Below are 17,053 nucleotides of genomic sequence, written 5' to 3' on the forward strand. Positions count from 1 at the left end.
AGCGGTGAGAGGTGCAAATTCACGCTGGACGGGGGAGTCACTAGGATCAAGGCGTGACCAGTGCAGCTCCAGAGAACCCGCAGACCCCCGCCGACGCCCTCCCCAAGAGCTGGGACCCCAGTGCTGTAGAGGCTGATTTGTATCAGGGCTGGGTGGATGCGGGCTACTTCCGCGCCGACGCCACCAGCGACAAGCCCGGCTACTCCATCGTGCTCCCGCCGCCGAACGTGACCGGAAGCCTGCACATGGGCCATGCGCTCGATCACACCCTCATGGATGTGCTGAGCCGCCGCAAGCGGATGCAGGGCTTCGAGGTTCTGTGGCTGCCCGGCATGGACCACGCCGGTATCGCGACGCAGTCCGTCGTCGAGAAGCAGCTGGCAGCCGAGGGCACCAAGAAGGAAGACCTCGGCCGCGAAGCCTTCATCGAGAAGGTCTGGGAATGGAAGCGCGAATCCGGTGGCACCATCGGCGGGCAGATGCGGCGCATCGGTGACGGCGTCGACTGGAGCCGCGAGCGCTTCACGATGGACGAGAACCTCTCGCGTGCGGTGCAGACCGTGTTCAAGCGCATGTTCGACGAAGGTCTGATCTACCGCGCCGAGCGTCTGGTCAACTGGTCGCCCGTGCTGCAGACCGCGATCTCCGACATCGAGGTCAAGTTCGAGGACGTCGAAGGTGAGCTGGTCTCCCTTCGCTACGGTTCACTCGACGACAGCGAGCCCCACGTGATTGTCGCCACCACCCGTGTGGAGACGATGCTCGGTGATACCGCGGTGGCCGTTCACCCGGACGACGAACGCTACAAGCACCTGCTTGGAACCACGCTGGAGCACCCGTTCACCGGTCGCCAGATCCCGATCATCGCGGACGACTACGTCGACCCCGAGTTCGGAACCGGCGCCGTGAAGATCACGCCGGCTCACGACCCCAACGACTTCGAGATGGGCGTGCGGCACAACCTGCCCATGCCCACCATCATGGACAAGACCGGCAGGATTGCCGACACCGGAACACAATTCGACGGCATGGACCGCTTCGAGGCGCGCGTCAAGGTTCGCGAAGCGCTGGCCGAGCAGGGTCGCGTCGTCGCCGAGAAGCGTCCGTACCTGCACAGCGTCGGACACTCCGAGCGCAGTGGCGAAGCCATCGAGCCGCGCCTGTCGCTGCAGTGGTGGGTCAAGGTCGAAAGCCTCGCCAAAGCTGCCGGTGACGCAGTCCGTAACGGCGACACCGTCATTCACCCGGCCAGCCAGGAGCCACGTTGGTTCGACTGGGTCGACAACATGCACGACTGGTGCATCTCGCGCCAGCTGTGGTGGGGTCACCGCATTCCCGTCTGGTACGGCCCGGAAGGTGAAGTCGCCAGCTTCGGACCCGACGAAACGGCGCCGGAAGGCTGGGTCCAGGACCCCGACGTTCTCGACACGTGGTTCTCGTCCGGACTGTGGCCCTTCTCGACGATGGGGTGGCCGGAAAGCACTGCCGAACTCGAAAAGTTCTACCCCACCAGTGTTTTGGTGACCGGATACGACATTCTGTTCTTCTGGGTCGCCCGCATGATGATGTTCGGCACGTACGTGTCCGAAGACGAGTCGATCACTGCCGGGGCCGGTAAGTCGGGCCCGCAGGTTCCGTTCAAGGACGTGTTCCTGCACGGTCTGGTCCGTGACCAGTTCGGCAAGAAGATGTCGAAGTCGCGTGGCAACGGGATCGACCCGCTGGACTGGGTCGAGCGTTTCGGCGCCGACGCGCTGCGCTTCACGCTCGCCCGCGGTGCCAACCCGGGCAGTGACCTTTCTGTCGGCGAGGATTCCGCCCAGTCGTCGCGCAACTTTGCCACGAAGCTGTTCAACGCCACCAAGTTCGCGCTCATGAACGGCGCCGCACCGGCACCGCTTCCGGCTCGCAGCGAGCTCACCGACGCCGACCGCTGGATTCTTGACCGCCTGGATACGGTTGCAGCCGAGGCCGATTCGGCATTCGATCGCTACGAGTTCAGCAAGGCCTGTGAGGGCCTGTTCCACTTCGCGTGGGACGAGGTGTGTGACTGGTACCTCGAATTGGCGAAGGTTCAGTTTGCCGCCGACGACACCGTTGCAGCCAACACCCGCGCGGTGCTGGGCAACGTGCTCGATGCGCTGCTGCGCCTGCTGCACCCGGTCATCCCGTTTGTGACCGAGACCTTGTGGAAGGTGCTCACGGGCGGTGAATCCGTTGTTGTCGCCGAGTGGCCGACGCAATCCGGCACTGCCGTCGACCTCGATGCCGCTACCCGCATCGAGGACACCCAGCGTCTGATCACCGAGGTGCGCCGCTTCCGAAATGATCAGGGCCTCAAGCCTTCCCAGAAGGTTCCGGCGCGTGCGTCCGGCCTCTCCGAAGCTGGTCTGGACGGACAGTTCGCGTACGTGCAGGCACTGGCCAAGCTCACCGAACCCGAAGAAGGCTTCACGGCCTCCATCTCGGTGGAAGTGCGCCTGAGCAAGGGGACCGTCACGGTCGACATCGACACCTCCGGCACCATCGACCTCGGCGCCGAGAAGAAGCGACTCGAGAAAGACCTGACGGCGGCTCAGAAGGAACTGGTCACCGCAGACAACAAGCTCGCCAACGAAGCGTTCCTCGCGAAGGCTCCCGACGCCGTCGTCGACAAGATCAAGACGCGTCGTCAGATCGCCGTCGAAGAGATCGAGCGCATCACCAACCGTTTGAAGGAGCTGGGCGACAAGTGAGCTCGGTAGAACCCCCGGAATTCGGGGAGTCCGGTTTCCCGCCGATCAGTTCGGTGCCTACTCCGGTCGACATCGCCGAGTTGGCGCTCGTCGAGGCAGAACTCGACAAGCGGTGGCCGGAAACCAAGATGGAGCCCTCGCTCACCCGTATCGAGGCCCTCATGGATGTGCTCGGCTCGCCGCAGCACAACTATCCGTCCGTGCACGTCACCGGAACCAACGGCAAAACCTCGGTGACGCGGATGATCGACTCGCTCATGACGGCGCTGCATCGCCGCACCGGCCGGACCACCAGTCCGCACCTGCAGATCGCGACCGAGCGGATCAGCATCGACGGAGCGCCGATCTCACCGCGTCTGTACGTGGACACGTTCCGTGAGATCGAACCGTACGTGCAGATGATCGATCAGCAGTCCGAAGCTGCCGGCGGACCGGCGATGAGCAAGTTCGAGGTGCTCACCGCGATGGCGTACGCCGCGTTTGCGGAAGCGCCCGTCGATGTGGCTGTTGTCGAGGTCGGATTGGGCGGACGGTGGGATGCCACCAACGTCATCGACGGCCAGGTTGCGGTCATCACCCCGATCAGCCTCGATCACGCCGAATACCTGGGCAGCGACCTCGCGGGAATCGCGGAGGAGAAGGCCGGGATCATCAAGAAGGGCCGCGAGAGCCTGGTGCCGGTGGACACCGTGGCGATCATCGCCGAGCAGACGCCCGAGGTCATGGAGGTGCTGCTGCGCCGCGCCGTCGAGGTCGACGCAGCGGTGGCCCGCGAAGGATCCGAGTTCAAGGTGCTGGGCCGGCAGATCGCCGTCGGTGGTCAACAGCTCGAACTCCAGGGCCTCAGTGGCGTCTACACCGAGGTCTTCCTGCCGCTTCACGGTGAGCACCAAGCACGAAACGCCGCATTGGCCCTGGCTGCCGTCGAAGCCTTCTTCGGCGCGGGGCCGGATCGGCAACTCGATCAGGACGCCATCCGCTCCGGCTTTGCCTCCGTCGTCAATCCTGGTCGCCTCGAACGAGTTCGGAGCGCGCCGACGGTATTTCTCGATGCGGCACACAACCCGGACGGTGCCCGCGCACTGGCGGCGGCGCTGGCGGCCGAGTTCGATTTCCGCAAGCTCGTCGGAGTGGTCAGCGTCATGAAGGACAAGGACGTCGACGCGATCATGACCGCGTTCGAGTCCGTCTTCGACGAGATCGTGGTGACACATAACGGCTCACCGCGCGCGATGGACGTCGAGGAACTGGCGAACATTGCCGTTGCCAAGTTCGGCGACGAGCGCGTGGTCGTAGCTCCGCAGTTGGTGGACGCGTTGGAGACCGCAATCGAAATTGCGGAACAGGTAGCCGAACCCGGCGAAGCAGTATCCGGAGCAGGTGTTGTGGTCACCGGATCAGTCGTGACAGCCGGCGCGGCCCGCACATTGTTCGGAAAGGACCCAGCGTGAGTACCCCGTCAGAATCGAACCCGGAGTCCGGGAGATCTCAGTTCGGCGCCCCGACAAAGGACCCGTGGAAGGGATTCCGCGGAATTGCGTCGGGAACCTTGATTCTCGAGGTGATCGTTGTTCTGCTGACTATCCCCGTCGTGCAAGTTGTCGGCGACGGATTGAACTGGTTCTCCGGCACGTACATCCTGGGCTTGGCAGTGCTGATGATCCTGGGCTGCGGCATCCAGGGACGTCCGTGGGCGATGAAGTACAACATCGCTCTGCAGGTGCTGCTGATTCTCGGGTTCTTCGTCCACTACTCCATCGGCATCATGGGAATCGTCTTTGCCTTGGTGTGGGCGTACCTGGTCTACCTGCGCAAGGACATCGCGCGACGGATGGATGAGGGCCTGCTTCCGGGTCAGCGCGACTGACCATTTAGGCTGGCCGACGTGACTGAGCGCACCCTCGTACTGATCAAGCCCGACGCCGTTGCCCGTGGATACGTGGGAGAAATCCTGAGTCGTATCGAGCGCAAAGGCCTGACCATCGCAGCACTCGACCTCCGCACCGCTTCCGAAGACGTGGCTGGTAGCCACTACGCGGAGCACGCCGAGCGTCCGTTCTACCCGAGCTTGTTGGAGTTCATCACCTCCGGTCCGCTGGTTGCCGCAGTGCTCGAAGGCCCTCGTGCCATCGCCGCATTCCGTCAGCTCGCCGGTGGCACCGACCCCGTCGAGAAGGCACTACCGGGAACGATTCGCGGCGACTTCGGTCTCGAATCGCAGCAGAACCTGGTGCACGGAAGCGATTCCGTCGAATCTGCCGAGCGTGAGATCGCGCTGTGGTTCCCGGCCCTGTCGTCCATCTGACTCTTCGACGCGTTTCCGCGAGCAGTACTTGTCCCACATTGGTGCGCCCTTGCAAGTAACGGGCGCATCGATGTGGGATACTGCTATTGGTTGAAGCGCAATTTTTGTTCTACGTGTGTTCAACCGGATGACACCCAAGTTTCGATGTGACACCAGGTTCGACGTGACATTGCGCTCGATGCCCTTTCATCGCTGCTATCGGTCAACAGGAAATCCCTGGACCTTTGCACGCTGGATGATCAGGCGCTCGGGCCACGGACCTCACGGACAACAGCCATCCAGCCAGGCACTTCATGTGTACGCAGTGAATAACGGGCACTACGGACCATGCGGAGCGAGACCTTACAATCTCGCACTCACTTCTGAGTGCGAGTACACACAGCGCGCCCCTGCGTGGCCGCGTGACAACTCGATTGCAGAGTTGGACGCGCCCGGGGGCTGAGGAGACTTACGTGGCCGATCAAGCCCCAACAGATTCAGAATCGAACGAAGCTCCGGTCTTTCCGGACAAGATGCGCGTACATGCGCTGGCCAAGTTGCTGGGAATCACCAGCAAGCAGGTCCTCGCGGAGGCTGCTGCTCTCGGAACCGAGATTCGCAGCGCTCAGTCGAGCGTGCACCGTGACGTGGCCGAACGTATTCATGCGTCGTTGCACTCTGTCGCCGATGTCATCGAGCCGGTAGTAGCCGAACTCGACGCACTGATCGACCCCGTGGTCGAGAAGCCTGTCGAAGAGACGCCCGCTGTAGAAGCACCGGCTGTAGAAGCACCGGCCGTCGAGGCTCCGCCCGTTGCGGAAAAGCCGGCCCGTGTGCGTCGTTCACGCAAGAAGGGTGTCGCCGAAGAGCCGGCCGTAGTCGACCCCGCCGTTGCGGAGATCGCGGCAGATCTCGATGCGGCCGCAGCGTTGCCGGGCAGCGAGCCTGAGCAGTCGGATCTATTCACGTCCTTCGAAGCGGCGCAGACTCACGCACCTGAAGCAGAGCAGGCGCCGGCCCAGGTTCCGCTCTTCCTGCAGCCCGACATGGAAGCGGTCGAGGTCGCGCCGCGTCGTCGCCGGGCTCGTCGCGAGCCGGCAGCGCCGGTGGTCGAGGAGAAGTCGAGCGCACCGGTCGAAGCCGAGACCACGCCGGCCGAGACAGCTGCAGTCGAGACAGCAGTAGCCGAAGCCCCACAGGCACCGGAGACCATCACCGCACCGCAGGCCGAAGGCGAGAATGCCGAGGCTGAATCCGACGAGGAAGACGACGACCAGCCGCGTCGTCGCCGTCGTGGACGCCGTGGCCGTGGTCGTGGGCGCGGTGAGCAGGCGGGGGAGCAGAGCGAGGACGAGTCCGAGTCTTCGGATGAATCGACTTCCGAGTCCGCTCCGGATGACAAGAGCACTTCGGCGGACGTCGAGGGCAAGTCCGACAAGACGGCGCCCGAAGAAGCCGAGAGTGACACCGAGTCCGAGAGCAGCGAAGATTCCGACCTCGACGCCGACGGCAACAACCGTCGCCGCCGTCGTCGCCGTCGTCGCAAGACCGGCTCCGACAGTGGCGCCGATTCCACCACGACATCCGAGGACGATCCGCCCAACACGGTCGTTCACGAGCGCGAACCGCGCAGCAAGACTCGCGTCGTGCGGGACGAAGTTCAGGGAATCAGTGGTTCCACGCGACTCGAGGCAAAGCGTCAGCGCCGCCGCGACGGGCGTGATGCCGGACGTCGTCGTCCGCCGATCCTGACCGAGTCCGAGTTCTTGGCACGCCGCGAGGCTGTTGATCGGGTGATGGTCGTGCGCGATCGCGCCGACAGTGGTCAGCCGCATGCAACAACGCAGGTAGCAGTCCTCGAAGACGGCGTCCTCGTCGAGCACTTCGTCACCAACTCGGCCGCAGCGTCGATGGTGGGCAACGTGTACTTGGGTCGCGTCCAGAACGTGCTGCCCAGCATGGAGGCCGCGTTCATCGACATCGGACGCGGACGCAACGGCGTGCTGTACGCCGGTGAGGTCAACTGGGAAGCTGCCGGTCTCGGTGGCAACTCCCGCAAGATCGAGCAGGCTCTCAAGCCGGGCGATCAGGTTCTGGTGCAGGTCAGCAAGGATCCGGTCGGACACAAGGGTGCCCGTCTGACCACGCAGATCTCACTTGCCGGACGTTTCCTCGTCTACGTGCCCGGTGGTTCGTCCACCGGTATCAGCCGCAAGCTGCCCGACACCGAGCGCAAGCGCCTCAAGGAAATCCTGCGCGACATCGTTCCGGCCGACGCCGGTGTGATCATCCGCACGGCGTCCGAAGGTGTCAGCGAAGAGGAGTTGGCGCGCGACGTCACTCGTCTGCAGGCTCAGTGGGCGGGAATCGAAGAGCAGGCCGCCGCGGCGGACTCCGGGAAGTCGGGCAGCCCGCAGGCGCTGTACGAAGAGCCGGACATGCTGGTCAAGGTTATTCGTGACCTGTTCAACGAGGACTTCTCGAAGCTGGTCATCGAGGGCGACAAGGCTCACGGCACGGTGGAGAACTACATCAACTCCGTCGCTCCGGACCTTCTGCCGCGACTCGAGAAGTACACGCCGAACAACGGCATCGACATTTTCCAGGCCCGTCGCATCGACGAGCAGTTGGCCAAGGCGCTCGATCGCAAGGTGTGGCTGCCGTCCGGCGGCACGCTGGTGATCGACCGTACCGAGGCCATGACAGTTGTCGATGTCAACACCGGCAAGTTCACCGGTGCCGGGGGCAACCTCGAAGAGACTGTGACGCGCAACAACCTCGAAGCTGCCGAGGAGATCGTTCGTCAGATGCGTTTGCGCGACATCGGCGGAATGATCGTCGTCGACTTCATCGACATGGTGCTCGAATCGAACCGGGATCTGGTCCTGCGTCGACTCACCGAATGCCTGGGCCGTGACCGCACGCGTCATCAGGTTTCGGAGGTCACGTCGCTCGGATTGGTCCAGATGACCCGTAAGAAGTTGGGTACCGGTCTGGTCGAGGCATTCTCGACAACATGTGAGCATTGCCACGGCCGCGGCATCATCGTGCATTCCGAACCGGTCGAGGTGAAGTCCGCCGATGACGGCGGAGCACGCTCCTCGCAGCAGCGCAGCGAGTCCGGAAGTTCACGCAAGAACAAGCGGGGCCGTGGAGACAAGTCCAACGCGAGTGAGTCCAACGGACACGAAGCGCCGACGCCGGAGGTTCCGGCAGTCGACGCGACAGTCAAGCGGGCGCACCCCGTCGCGCTGGCGATGGCGGCGCATCACGACGAGCACAGCCACGACGGGGAGAGTGTCGCAGAGGCGCAGGCTCCGGCGGAGCGCGATGCTTCCAAAAGTGCCGAATCGGCGCCGGTGGCAGCGGATTCGTCCACTGCCGATTCTGGCCGGGCTACTGATGGTGCTGTGGATAGTGTTGCGGCGCAGACAGATAACGGCACCAGTGACACCCGGTCGGGTGACGTCGGTGGCAGCGCGGTGGCAGCCGAGTCTGCTCCGCGAAGTCGTCGTCGCAGCCGCAGGGCGTCTCGGGCTGCGTCAGCGCCCAGCGTCGCGGCACCCGAGGTTGGCACGGTCTTTGTCCTGCCGACGCCCGAACCTGTGGCGGAAGCCGTAGCGGAGCCTGTCACCGCCGCTGCAGCGGCGCCGGTGGAAGACGACGTCGTGGTGGTCAAGAGGCCGCGTCGACGCCGCGCAGCAGCACGTCCGGCCGGTCCGCCGGTTGACGGCGAGTAAGAACTACCTTCGTTCGGAAATTGGCTTCGGTGCCTGACCCGCTGTGGCGGGCGCCGAAGCCATGAACCGGAGTTTCTGCTGGTAGAAGCAGTAAATGTAGGATCGTTTCACCCCTCGGCGGGGCGGTTTGACCATGACGGTTGCTTTCCCGTAACCTTGCATAGTCGCCACCCGGCGGTAGAGATTCCGTGTGCCTAGAGTGCGGGAATGTCTGCGGGAATCTCCCGGTGCATCAGCATCGAGCCGAGGTGACATAAACCAGACCAGTCGCGATGCATTTGACGCCTCAGGCAGCAGCGCGAGCAAGTTCGAAGAAGCAAGGGGTAGCCCTCCGATGGCAACGTACGCGATCGTCAAGACCGGCGGAAAGCAGTACAAGGTCGCTGTTGGTGACCTCGTCAAGGTCGAGAAGATCGAGGGTGAGCCCGGCACTGCTGTCTCGCTTGCTCCCGTTCTCGTGGTTGACGGATCTGACCTGACCACCGACACGGCCAAGCTGGCCAAGGTCGCGGTCACCAGTGAGATCGTCGAGCACACCAAGGGCCCGAAGATCCGCATCCACAAGTTCAAGAACAAGACCGGTTACCACAAGCGTCAGGGCCACAGGCAGCCGCTTACGGTGCTCAAGGTCACGGGCATCAAGTAACCAGTTCTTTCTAGCTAATTTCACCCGAGGAGGGTCAATAGCATGGCACATAAGAAGGGTGCATCCAGCTCCCGTAACGGTCGCGATTCAAACGCCCAGCGCCTCGGCGTGAAGCGCTTCGGCGGCCAGTCCGTCAGCGCAGGCGAAATCCTGGTTCGCCAGCGCGGCACGCACTTCCACCCCGGCGTCAACGTCGGCCGTGGCGGCGACGACACCCTGTTCGCTCTCGCTGCCGGTGCAGTCGAGTTCGGCCAGAAGCGTGGACGCAAGACCGTGAACATCGTTCCGGCCGTCGTTGCGGCTGAGGTCTAGTCTCTCTCGCTAGTTGTGCGTCACAGGTTCAACTGCTTTCAGTGACGACGTGACGCGTTCCAAGCTCCCAATAGGGGCGGACCAGGGTTGAAATAACCCGGTCCGCCCCTATTGTTTGTTTAGGCAGTGCATTCATTCCCTTAGTTCCATCCGAGCAACCCTGCTCACCTGAAGTTCAGCTCATCGCGTGAGACCCGCAATTGACTGAGGAAGGATCCGGCAGTCATGTCCCGATTCATTGACCGTGTTGTGCTGCACGTCAGCGCTGGAAAAGGCGGCAATGGTTGCGCCTCCGTACACCGCGAGAAGTTCAAACCGCTCGGCGGTCCTGACGGTGCGAACGGCGGACGCGGCGGCGATGTCGTCCTCGTCGTCGACGAAAACATCCATACTCTCCTCGACTTCCACTTTCATCCCAATGCGAAGGCCACCAACGGCAAGCAGGGTGCCGGCAGCAACCGTGAAGGCGCCAACGGCGAAGATCTCATCCTGAAGGTTCCGGATGGCACCGTCGTACTCGATACCGACGGCAATGTCCTGGCCGACCTCGTGGGAGTCGGCTCGCGCTACGACGCCGCTCAAGGTGGACGTGGTGGCCTCGGCAACGCGGCATTGGCCTCGAAGGCCCGCAAGGCTCCCGGCTTCGCGCTGCTCGGTGAAGACGGCGTCGAGCGTGATCTGGTTCTCGAACTCAAGTCGGTTGCCGACGTGGGTCTGCTCGGATTCCCCTCCGCCGGCAAGTCGTCGCTGGTTTCCGTCCTGTCGGCGGCCAAACCGAAGATCGCGGACTACCCGTTCACGACACTGGTTCCCAATCTCGGTGTTGTCTCGAGTGGCGACACCACGTTTACCGTCGCCGATGTTCCCGGACTGATCCCCGGTGCCAGCGAAGGCCGCGGTTTGGGTCTGGACTTCCTGCGCCACATCGAGCGCTGCGCTGTGCTGGCGCACGTGATCGACTGCGCAACTCTGGATCCGGGACGCGATCCGATGTCCGACATCGACGCACTCGAAGCGGAACTCGCTGCCTACACGCCGGCGCTGTCCGGCGACTCGGGACTCGGTGACCTCGACAAGCGTCCGCGCGTTGTCATCCTCAACAAGACGGACGTCCCTGAGGCTGCCGAGTTGGCGGAGATGGTCACACCGGAAATCGAAGCTCGCGGCTGGCCCGTCTTCACGATTTCGGCTGTGAGCCGTGAAGGTTTGCGTCCGTTGACATTCGCGTTGGCGAAGATGGTGCGCGACTACCGGGAGGCTAACCCCAAGCCGGAGCCGAAGCGTCAGATCATCCGGCCCATCAAGGTCAAGGATTCCAGCTTCACCATCGAGAAGGATCCCGATATTCCCGGTGGATTCGTCGTCCGCGGTACGCGCCCGGAGCGATGGATTCGTCAGACGGCCTTCGACAACGACGAAGCCGTGGGCTACCTCGCCGACCGTCTTGCACGGTTGGGCGTCGAAGATGCACTGGTCAAGAAGGGCGCACAGCCCGGAGCGTCGGTCACGATCGGTGACGTCAGCTTCGACTGGGAGCCGCAGACGCCGGCCGGTATCGACCTGACCCGCACGGGTCGCGGTACCGATCCGCGACTCGATCAGGTCGAGCGCATCGGCGCCGACGAGCGCAAGCATGCCCGGCGCGTTCGCCGCGGCTTGCTCGACGAAGACAGCTAACACACGCGAAACCAGAAGCGAGGGAACGGGACTGTGCTCGGTTCCACCAGGGAGTCGATTGCGTCGGCTCACAGTATTGTCGTGAAGATCGGGTCGTCCGCACTGACCAGTTTGGTCGCGGGCCTCGATACCCATCGGCTGGATCTGTTGGCCGACGCCATCGAGGCCCGCATGCGTGCGGGTTCGGACGTAGTTGTGGTGTCTTCCGGTGCCGTGGGTGCTGGATTGGCTCCGTTGGGGCTCACCAAACGACCTCGAGATCTCGCAACAAAGCAGGCGGCGGCCAGCGTCGGACAATTGGCGCTGGCCCATGCGTGGGGTACGTCCTTTGCGCGGTACGGGCGAACGGTGGGGCAGGTTCTGCTCACTGCCGACGACATCGCTCGGCGGACGCAACACCGCAACGCTCAGCGCACCCTCGATCGACTTCGGGCATTGCATGCGGTCGCTATCGTCAACGAAAACGACACTGTTGCAACAACAGAACTCCGTTTCGGTGACAATGACCGATTAGCCGCGTTGGTGGCTCACCTGGTCGGTGCAGACGCGCTGATTCTGCTCTCGGATGTAGACGGTCTGTACGACGGCGACCCCCGCAAGGGCAATGCCACCTTGATCCCCGAGGTCAACAGTCCCGAGGATCTTGACGGTGTGGTGGCCGGTTCGGGTGGCGCACTGGGTACGGGCGGTATGGCGTCCAAGCTCTCCGCTGCCCGCTTGGCTGCCGATTCCGGTGTGCCCGTTCTCCTTGCCGCTGCGTCCGACGCGGCAGCGGCCCTGAGCGGCGCCGATGTGGGAACCGCGTTTGCCGCGCGGCCCACGAGGCTCTCGGCCCGTCGGTTCTGGGTACGTCATGCCGCCGATACTCAGGGCGACGTGCATCTCGACGAAGGTGCCGTGCGTGCGGTTGTCACCAAGCGTCGTAGCTTGCTGTCCGCTGGAATCGTCGGTGTCTCAGGCGATTTCCATGCCGGCGACGTGGTGTCGTTGATGGGTCCGGGGGAGAAGCCCGTCGCCCGCGGCGTTGTTGCGTTCGACGCCTCGGAGATCGAGGAAATCCTCGGACGCTCCACCGCGGATCTGCCGGCGGATATGCAGCGTCCGGTTGTTCATGCCGACGACTTGGTAGCGCTGTAGCGCTCTCGTGCCGCTAGAGCGGAAAGTGCTTCGGTACAACCGATATCGAGTTTGATGGCGGCGAATTCGTCACCGCGGGTGTGTCCCCGATTGACTATCGCAACGGGCTTGCCCGCCTTCGCGGCGTAGCGCACGAATCGTAGTCCCGACATGACGGTTAACGACGAACCCGCGACCAGTACGGCGTCGGCTTCGTCGACCAGGCTGTATGCGCGGGCAACTCGTTCCTTGGGGACGGACTCGCCGAAGTACACGATGTCGGGCTTGAGAATTCCGCCGCACACGCCGCAGTCGACGACTCGGAAATGCGCGGTCGACTCGATGACCGCATCCGCGTCGGGTGCTATCTCGACTCCCGTTGCCGCAGCGACAGTTTCGGCAAAGCCGGGATTCGCGTCCTCGAGTTGTTCGGCAAGTGTTGTCCGCGAGATCAGTCGCTGACAGTCCAGGCACCGAACCTGGGCGTAGGTGCCGTGCAAGTCGATGACATTGCGCGCCCCGGCCTTGGTGTGCAGGAGGTCGACGTTCTGGGTGATGACTCCGACGGCTCGGCCACTGCGCTCGAGAGTTGCCACCGCCCGGTGGCCGAGGTTGGGGCGAGAGCTGTCCATGTACCGCCAGCCGATGTGGTTGCGCGCCCAGTAGTGGCGCCGGAACGCGGAGTCGCCGATGAACTGCTGAAAGGTCATCGGATTGCGAGGCGGCGAATCGGGTCCGCGGTAGTCGGGGATTCCGGAATCGGTGGAGATGCCCGCGCCCGTCAAGATCGCGAGTCGGCGCCCGGACAGGAACTCGGTGAGGGTATCGAGGCGGTTGTCACTGGTTGGCACCGTTCCAGGATAGGCCGTCGGAGTCAGTGACCGGGATAAACCCTTTCTTCCACTATCAATATATAGCCGACTGGGGGGCTTGCGGCAAGGCCGGGGTAGTGCCGCAGAATGGCTCTTCCGATCCCGTGTGTTAGGGATCGGAAGAGCCATGGAAGTGGAGGGGCACGTGCCAACTCGAGGGTACGAAGACGGGTATGAAGACGAATTGAGCGCCGAGCAGGGTTACGTGGCGGGGCTTTACGCGCGGCTCGATGCCGAGCGTGCGCGGGTGAAGGGCAGGTACACCGCCGCATTGCGGGGAGATGGCGGAACCCTCTTGCAACGCGATGACGAGGTACGCGCGCTTGCCACCGAGGCAAAGCGGCTCGATGTGGCCGACAACGGGCTGTGTTTCGGGCGGTTGGACAGCCTCGACGGTGAGCACACGTACATCGGTCGCATCGGGCTTCTGGACTCAGGCAACGAGTACGAACCGGTGCTTCTCGATTGGCGGGCACCGGCGTCACGTCCGTTCTACGTCGCCACTGCGGCTCACCCGGAGAACATGCGTCGACGCCGCCAGTTCCACACGCGTGGGCGTTGTGTGGTCGATTTCACCGACGAGGTGCTCGGTCGTCCGGGTGGTACCGAACGTGGGGATGCGGCCTTGCTTGCGGCGGTCAATGCACCGCGTGGCAACGGAATGCGTGACATCGTTGCAACGATCCAAGCCGAGCAGGACGACATCGTCCGCCTCGAACACTCCGGGGTTCTGGTGATCGAGGGTGGTCCGGGAACCGGAAAGACTGTGGTGGCGCTGCACCGCGTCGCGTATCTCCTCTACACCCAGCGGGAGCGGATGGAGCGCCACGGCGTGCTGGTGGTCGGGCCCAACCCGGCGTTTCTGACGCACATCGGCCGGGTACTGCCGTCGCTGGGCGAATCCGATGTGGTGTTCATGACAACGGGTGATCTGGTGCCCGGTTTGAGGGTCACCGCCGAGGACACTCCGGAAGTCGCCCGAATCAAAGGTTCCCTGAAGTTCCTGGACGTACTCGCGGCCGCTGTTGCCGACCGGCAACAACTGCCCGCAGAACCTGTACTGATCGAATTGGCGGACGCGACGGTGCGGATCGATGCCGAGACTGCGCAGTGGGCCAGGGAAGAGGCTCGCGCCAGTGGTCACGCGCACAACGACGCCCGGGCTGTGTTCACCGAGATACTCACGTGGGCACTCACCGAACGTGCGATAGCCCGGATCGGACGGGGTTGGTTGAGCCGGTCGGACCGCGACGCGTGGGAGCAACTGCGAGAAGACCTGATCGAGGAGCTGACGGAACATGCCGGGTTCGTCGCAGCGCTGGACGAATTGTGGCCGATCCTGACGCCGGAAACGCTTCTGGAAGAGCTGTATACGTCAGCTTCGCGGCTGCGAGCGGCGGGCGGCGACGAGGTGCTGCTGCGGGTCGACGGTGACGCGTGGACGGTCTCGGACGTGCCGTTGCTCGACGAACTCGTCGACCTGCTAGGCCGGGACAAACCCGTAGATCAGTCGGCCGAGCAGGAGCGTAAGGAAGAAGCCGCCTACGCTGCCGGCGTGCTGGACATGATGATCAGCCGCGAGGACCTGATGGACGACGAGGACCACCTGCTCGCTCAGGACATGCTGTACGCCGAGGATCTGGCCGAACGCTTTGTGGAGCTCGACACTCGGGATCTTGCCGAACGTGCTGCCGCTGACCGGGATTGGACGTACCGTCACGTTGTGGTCGACGAAGCTCAGGAACTGTCCGAAATGGATTGGCGGGTGTTGATGCGGCGTTGCCCCGACCGATCCTTCACGGTGGTGGGCGATCTCGCTCAACGACGGTCGGCGGCGGGTGCGATCACGTGGGGCGCGATGATGGAACCGTACGTGCCGGGGCGCTGGGTCTACCGACCGTTGTCGGTGAACTACCGAACTCCCGCGGAGATTATGAGCGTTGCCGCAGCCGTTCTCGCGGAGTTTGCGCCGTCGGTTTCGCCGCCGGAGTCTGTCCGATCGTGTGGCGTCGCGCCGTGGTCAAAGCGAGTCGAGGGCGGCGAACTGGATTCTGCCATAGAGGAATTCGTACACGAAGAAGCCGGCCGTGAGGGAACCAGTGTTGTCATCGGTCCACCCGGTGTACCTGGCACGGTGCCGGCGTCGGAGACAAAAGGCTTGGAATTCGACGCCGTTCTGGTCGTGGAACCGGAACGGATCCTCGCGCAGGGCCCTCGGGGCGCGGCCGACCTGTATGTAGCCCTGACCCGAGCCACCCAACGCCTCGGCGTCCTGCATCAGGGCCCCTTGCCGCAGGCCCTGGCCGGACTTGGCGAAGTCTGAGGGGTCAGTAGCCCGCGATCGGATCGACAAGTGCGGCGAGTGTCTCTCCGTTGGCAAACCGCGTCACGTTCTTGGACACGTGATCGGCGAAGGCGGCCGGCCGCACTCCCGGCGGATTGGAATCGTGGGGAGTGATGATGGCGTTGGTCAGATCCCACAGCGGGTGGCCGTCTGGTAGCGGTTCGGGATCGGTGACGTCGAGTCCGGCGCCACCGATCCGTTCGGTCGCGATTGCGTCCACCAGTGCGTCGGTATCCAGCAGAGATCCGCGAGCGACATTGATGACCCAGGAATGCGGCTTCATCGCGGCCAGTTGCGCCGCTCCGACGAGGTGGCGGGTTGCGGGCGTTGCCGGGGCCGCGATGACGAAGTGATCTGCGCGAGAGAAGATCTCGTTCATGCGCATTGCGGGGTACGTAGCCACTGCTCCGGGTACGGGACTGCCACTGCGATTGACGGCGATGCTGTCTGCCCCCTGTGCGGCCAGCATCGGAATCAACGCGCGGCCGATCCCACCGGCACCGATGATGCCCACCGTGGAACCTCGCAGCGTGCCGACCATGGGGAAGAACTCGAACTGACGCCACGTTTTTGCCTCGATGTGGGCGGGCAGGTGCCTGACTCCGGCCAAGAGCAACATCAGGGCATGTTCTGCCACCGACGAGGAGAATGCGCCCGCAGCCGACGTCCACGTGATGTAGGTGTCCTTCGGAATCACCCCGGCCTCGAACCAGTCCTCGATCCCGGCGGACGGAAGCTGCACCCACCGGACCGACGGCGGCAACTCCGTCGGAAACGAATCCGGTGACCCGGCCCAGATCAGAGCGTCGGCAGACTCGAGCGGACTGATCAATCCGCCGCCCCGAAGCACTGCACTGTCGAGCAGTGCATCGGGGGACGGGCCGATCGCTACACGTGGTGAGGTGTCAGTCGTCATGGCTTGACGCTACGCGGGCACCTCGACGAGTGGGTAGATTCCGTTCTCGTCATGTACTTCACGCCCGGTGACCGGCGGATTGAACACACACAGCATCCGCATCTCGGTGTCAGGTTCGACGCGGTGCCGCTCGTGCCCGTTGAGCAGGTACATCGATCCGGGGGCGAGGTCGTATTCCGTGTTGTTGTCCAGGTCGATCAGCTTTCCGGTGCCTTCGACGAGCCAGACGGCCTCGACGTGGTTGGCGTAGTGGAAGGTGTTGACCGATCCGGCCTTGATGGTGGTTTCGTGGAACGAGAATCCGACGCGGTCGCCGCCCAGGACGATGCGCTTGCTGCGCCAGTTGCCGTCCTCGCTGGTGATGTCGCGGTCGGTATCGGTGATCTCGGTGGTGGTGCGAACGATCATGGG

The 17,053-nt window shown here is 63.8% G+C and carries 13 protein-coding genes; 10 read left to right on the plus strand and 3 right to left on the minus strand.

What is annotated here, in order from left to right:
- Window positions 1-53: 53 nt before the first annotated feature.
- The 9 genes from ACFRFQ_RS17220 (at window position 54) to proB (ending at window position 12,531) form a co-directional block, all read left to right on the plus strand.
- Window positions 54-2,735: a valine--tRNA ligase gene (locus ACFRFQ_RS17220; RefSeq protein WP_378659946.1), complete on the plus strand. Its 2,682-nt coding sequence runs from the start codon at window positions 54-56 to the stop codon at window positions 2,733-2,735.
- A gap of 44 nt (window positions 2,736-2,779) precedes the next feature.
- Window positions 2,780-4,186: a bifunctional folylpolyglutamate synthase/dihydrofolate synthase gene (locus tag ACFRFQ_RS17225; protein ID WP_378660604.1), complete on the plus strand. Its 1,407-nt coding sequence runs from the start codon at window positions 2,780-2,782 to the stop codon at window positions 4,184-4,186.
- The gene (locus ACFRFQ_RS17230) at window positions 4,183-4,602 is read left to right on the plus strand and encodes a DUF4233 domain-containing protein (protein ID WP_033232883.1); all 420 of its coding nucleotides are present in this window, start codon (window positions 4,183-4,185) and stop codon (window positions 4,600-4,602) included. Before ACFRFQ_RS17225 ends, ACFRFQ_RS17230 begins: the two co-directional genes overlap by 4 nt.
- Before the next feature lie 18 nt (window positions 4,603-4,620).
- Window positions 4,621-5,040 (plus strand): nucleoside-diphosphate kinase, encoded by a 420-nt coding sequence (ndk, locus tag ACFRFQ_RS17235; RefSeq protein ID WP_138872842.1) that lies wholly within the window; start codon window positions 4,621-4,623, stop codon window positions 5,038-5,040.
- Between the two features lie 452 nt (window positions 5,041-5,492).
- Window positions 5,493-8,759, plus strand: coding sequence for a translation initiation factor IF-2 N-terminal domain-containing protein (locus ACFRFQ_RS17240; protein ID WP_378659950.1), 3,267 nt, complete (start codon window positions 5,493-5,495; stop codon window positions 8,757-8,759).
- A gap of 334 nt (window positions 8,760-9,093) precedes the next feature.
- On the plus strand, window positions 9,094-9,405 hold the full coding sequence (gene rplU, locus ACFRFQ_RS17245) for a 50S ribosomal protein L21 (protein WP_033232889.1): 312 nt from the start codon (window positions 9,094-9,096) through the stop codon (window positions 9,403-9,405).
- Between the two features lie 42 nt (window positions 9,406-9,447).
- Window positions 9,448-9,717 (plus strand): 50S ribosomal protein L27, encoded by a 270-nt coding sequence (rpmA, locus tag ACFRFQ_RS17250; protein WP_003944532.1) that lies wholly within the window; start codon window positions 9,448-9,450, stop codon window positions 9,715-9,717.
- Between the two features lie 225 nt (window positions 9,718-9,942).
- Window positions 9,943-11,394 carry a GTPase ObgE gene (gene obgE, locus ACFRFQ_RS17255; protein ID WP_378659954.1) on the plus strand — a complete coding sequence of 484 codons (1,452 nt, stop codon included), beginning with the start codon at window positions 9,943-9,945 and terminating at the stop codon, window positions 11,392-11,394.
- 33 nt (window positions 11,395-11,427) lie between these two features.
- On the plus strand, window positions 11,428-12,531 hold the full coding sequence (gene proB / locus ACFRFQ_RS17260; RefSeq protein ID WP_138872845.1) for a glutamate 5-kinase: 1,104 nt from the start codon (window positions 11,428-11,430) through the stop codon (window positions 12,529-12,531).
- Here the strand turns inward: proB and ACFRFQ_RS17265 are convergent.
- Window positions 12,504-13,361 carry an NAD-dependent protein deacetylase gene (locus tag ACFRFQ_RS17265; protein WP_378659958.1) on the minus strand — a complete coding sequence of 286 codons (858 nt, stop codon included), beginning with the start codon at window positions 13,359-13,361 and terminating at the stop codon, window positions 12,504-12,506. The two genes, proB and ACFRFQ_RS17265, sit on opposite strands and share 28 nt — an antisense overlap.
- 166 nt (window positions 13,362-13,527) lie before the next feature.
- Here ACFRFQ_RS17265 and helR point away from each other — a divergent pair, with 166 nt between their 5' ends.
- On the plus strand, window positions 13,528-15,705 hold the full coding sequence (helR, locus tag ACFRFQ_RS17270; protein WP_378659961.1) for an RNA polymerase recycling motor ATPase HelR: 2,178 nt from the start codon (window positions 13,528-13,530) through the stop codon (window positions 15,703-15,705).
- A gap of 4 nt (window positions 15,706-15,709) precedes the next feature.
- Here the strand turns inward: helR and ACFRFQ_RS17275 are convergent, their stop codons facing one another.
- Window positions 15,710-16,642: a D-isomer specific 2-hydroxyacid dehydrogenase family protein gene (locus tag ACFRFQ_RS17275; RefSeq protein WP_378659964.1), complete on the minus strand. Its 933-nt coding sequence runs from the start codon at window positions 16,640-16,642 to the stop codon at window positions 15,710-15,712.
- A 9-nt stretch (window positions 16,643-16,651) separates the two neighbouring features.
- Complete coding sequence (locus ACFRFQ_RS17280; protein WP_033232898.1) at window positions 16,652-17,050, minus strand: ectoine synthase; 399 nt, start codon at window positions 17,048-17,050, stop codon at window positions 16,652-16,654.
- Window positions 17,051-17,053 lie beyond the last annotated feature (3 nt).

The organism is Rhodococcus sp. NPDC056743 (assembly GCF_042790355.1).
Lineage (GTDB): Bacteria > Actinomycetota > Actinomycetes > Mycobacteriales > Mycobacteriaceae > Rhodococcus_F.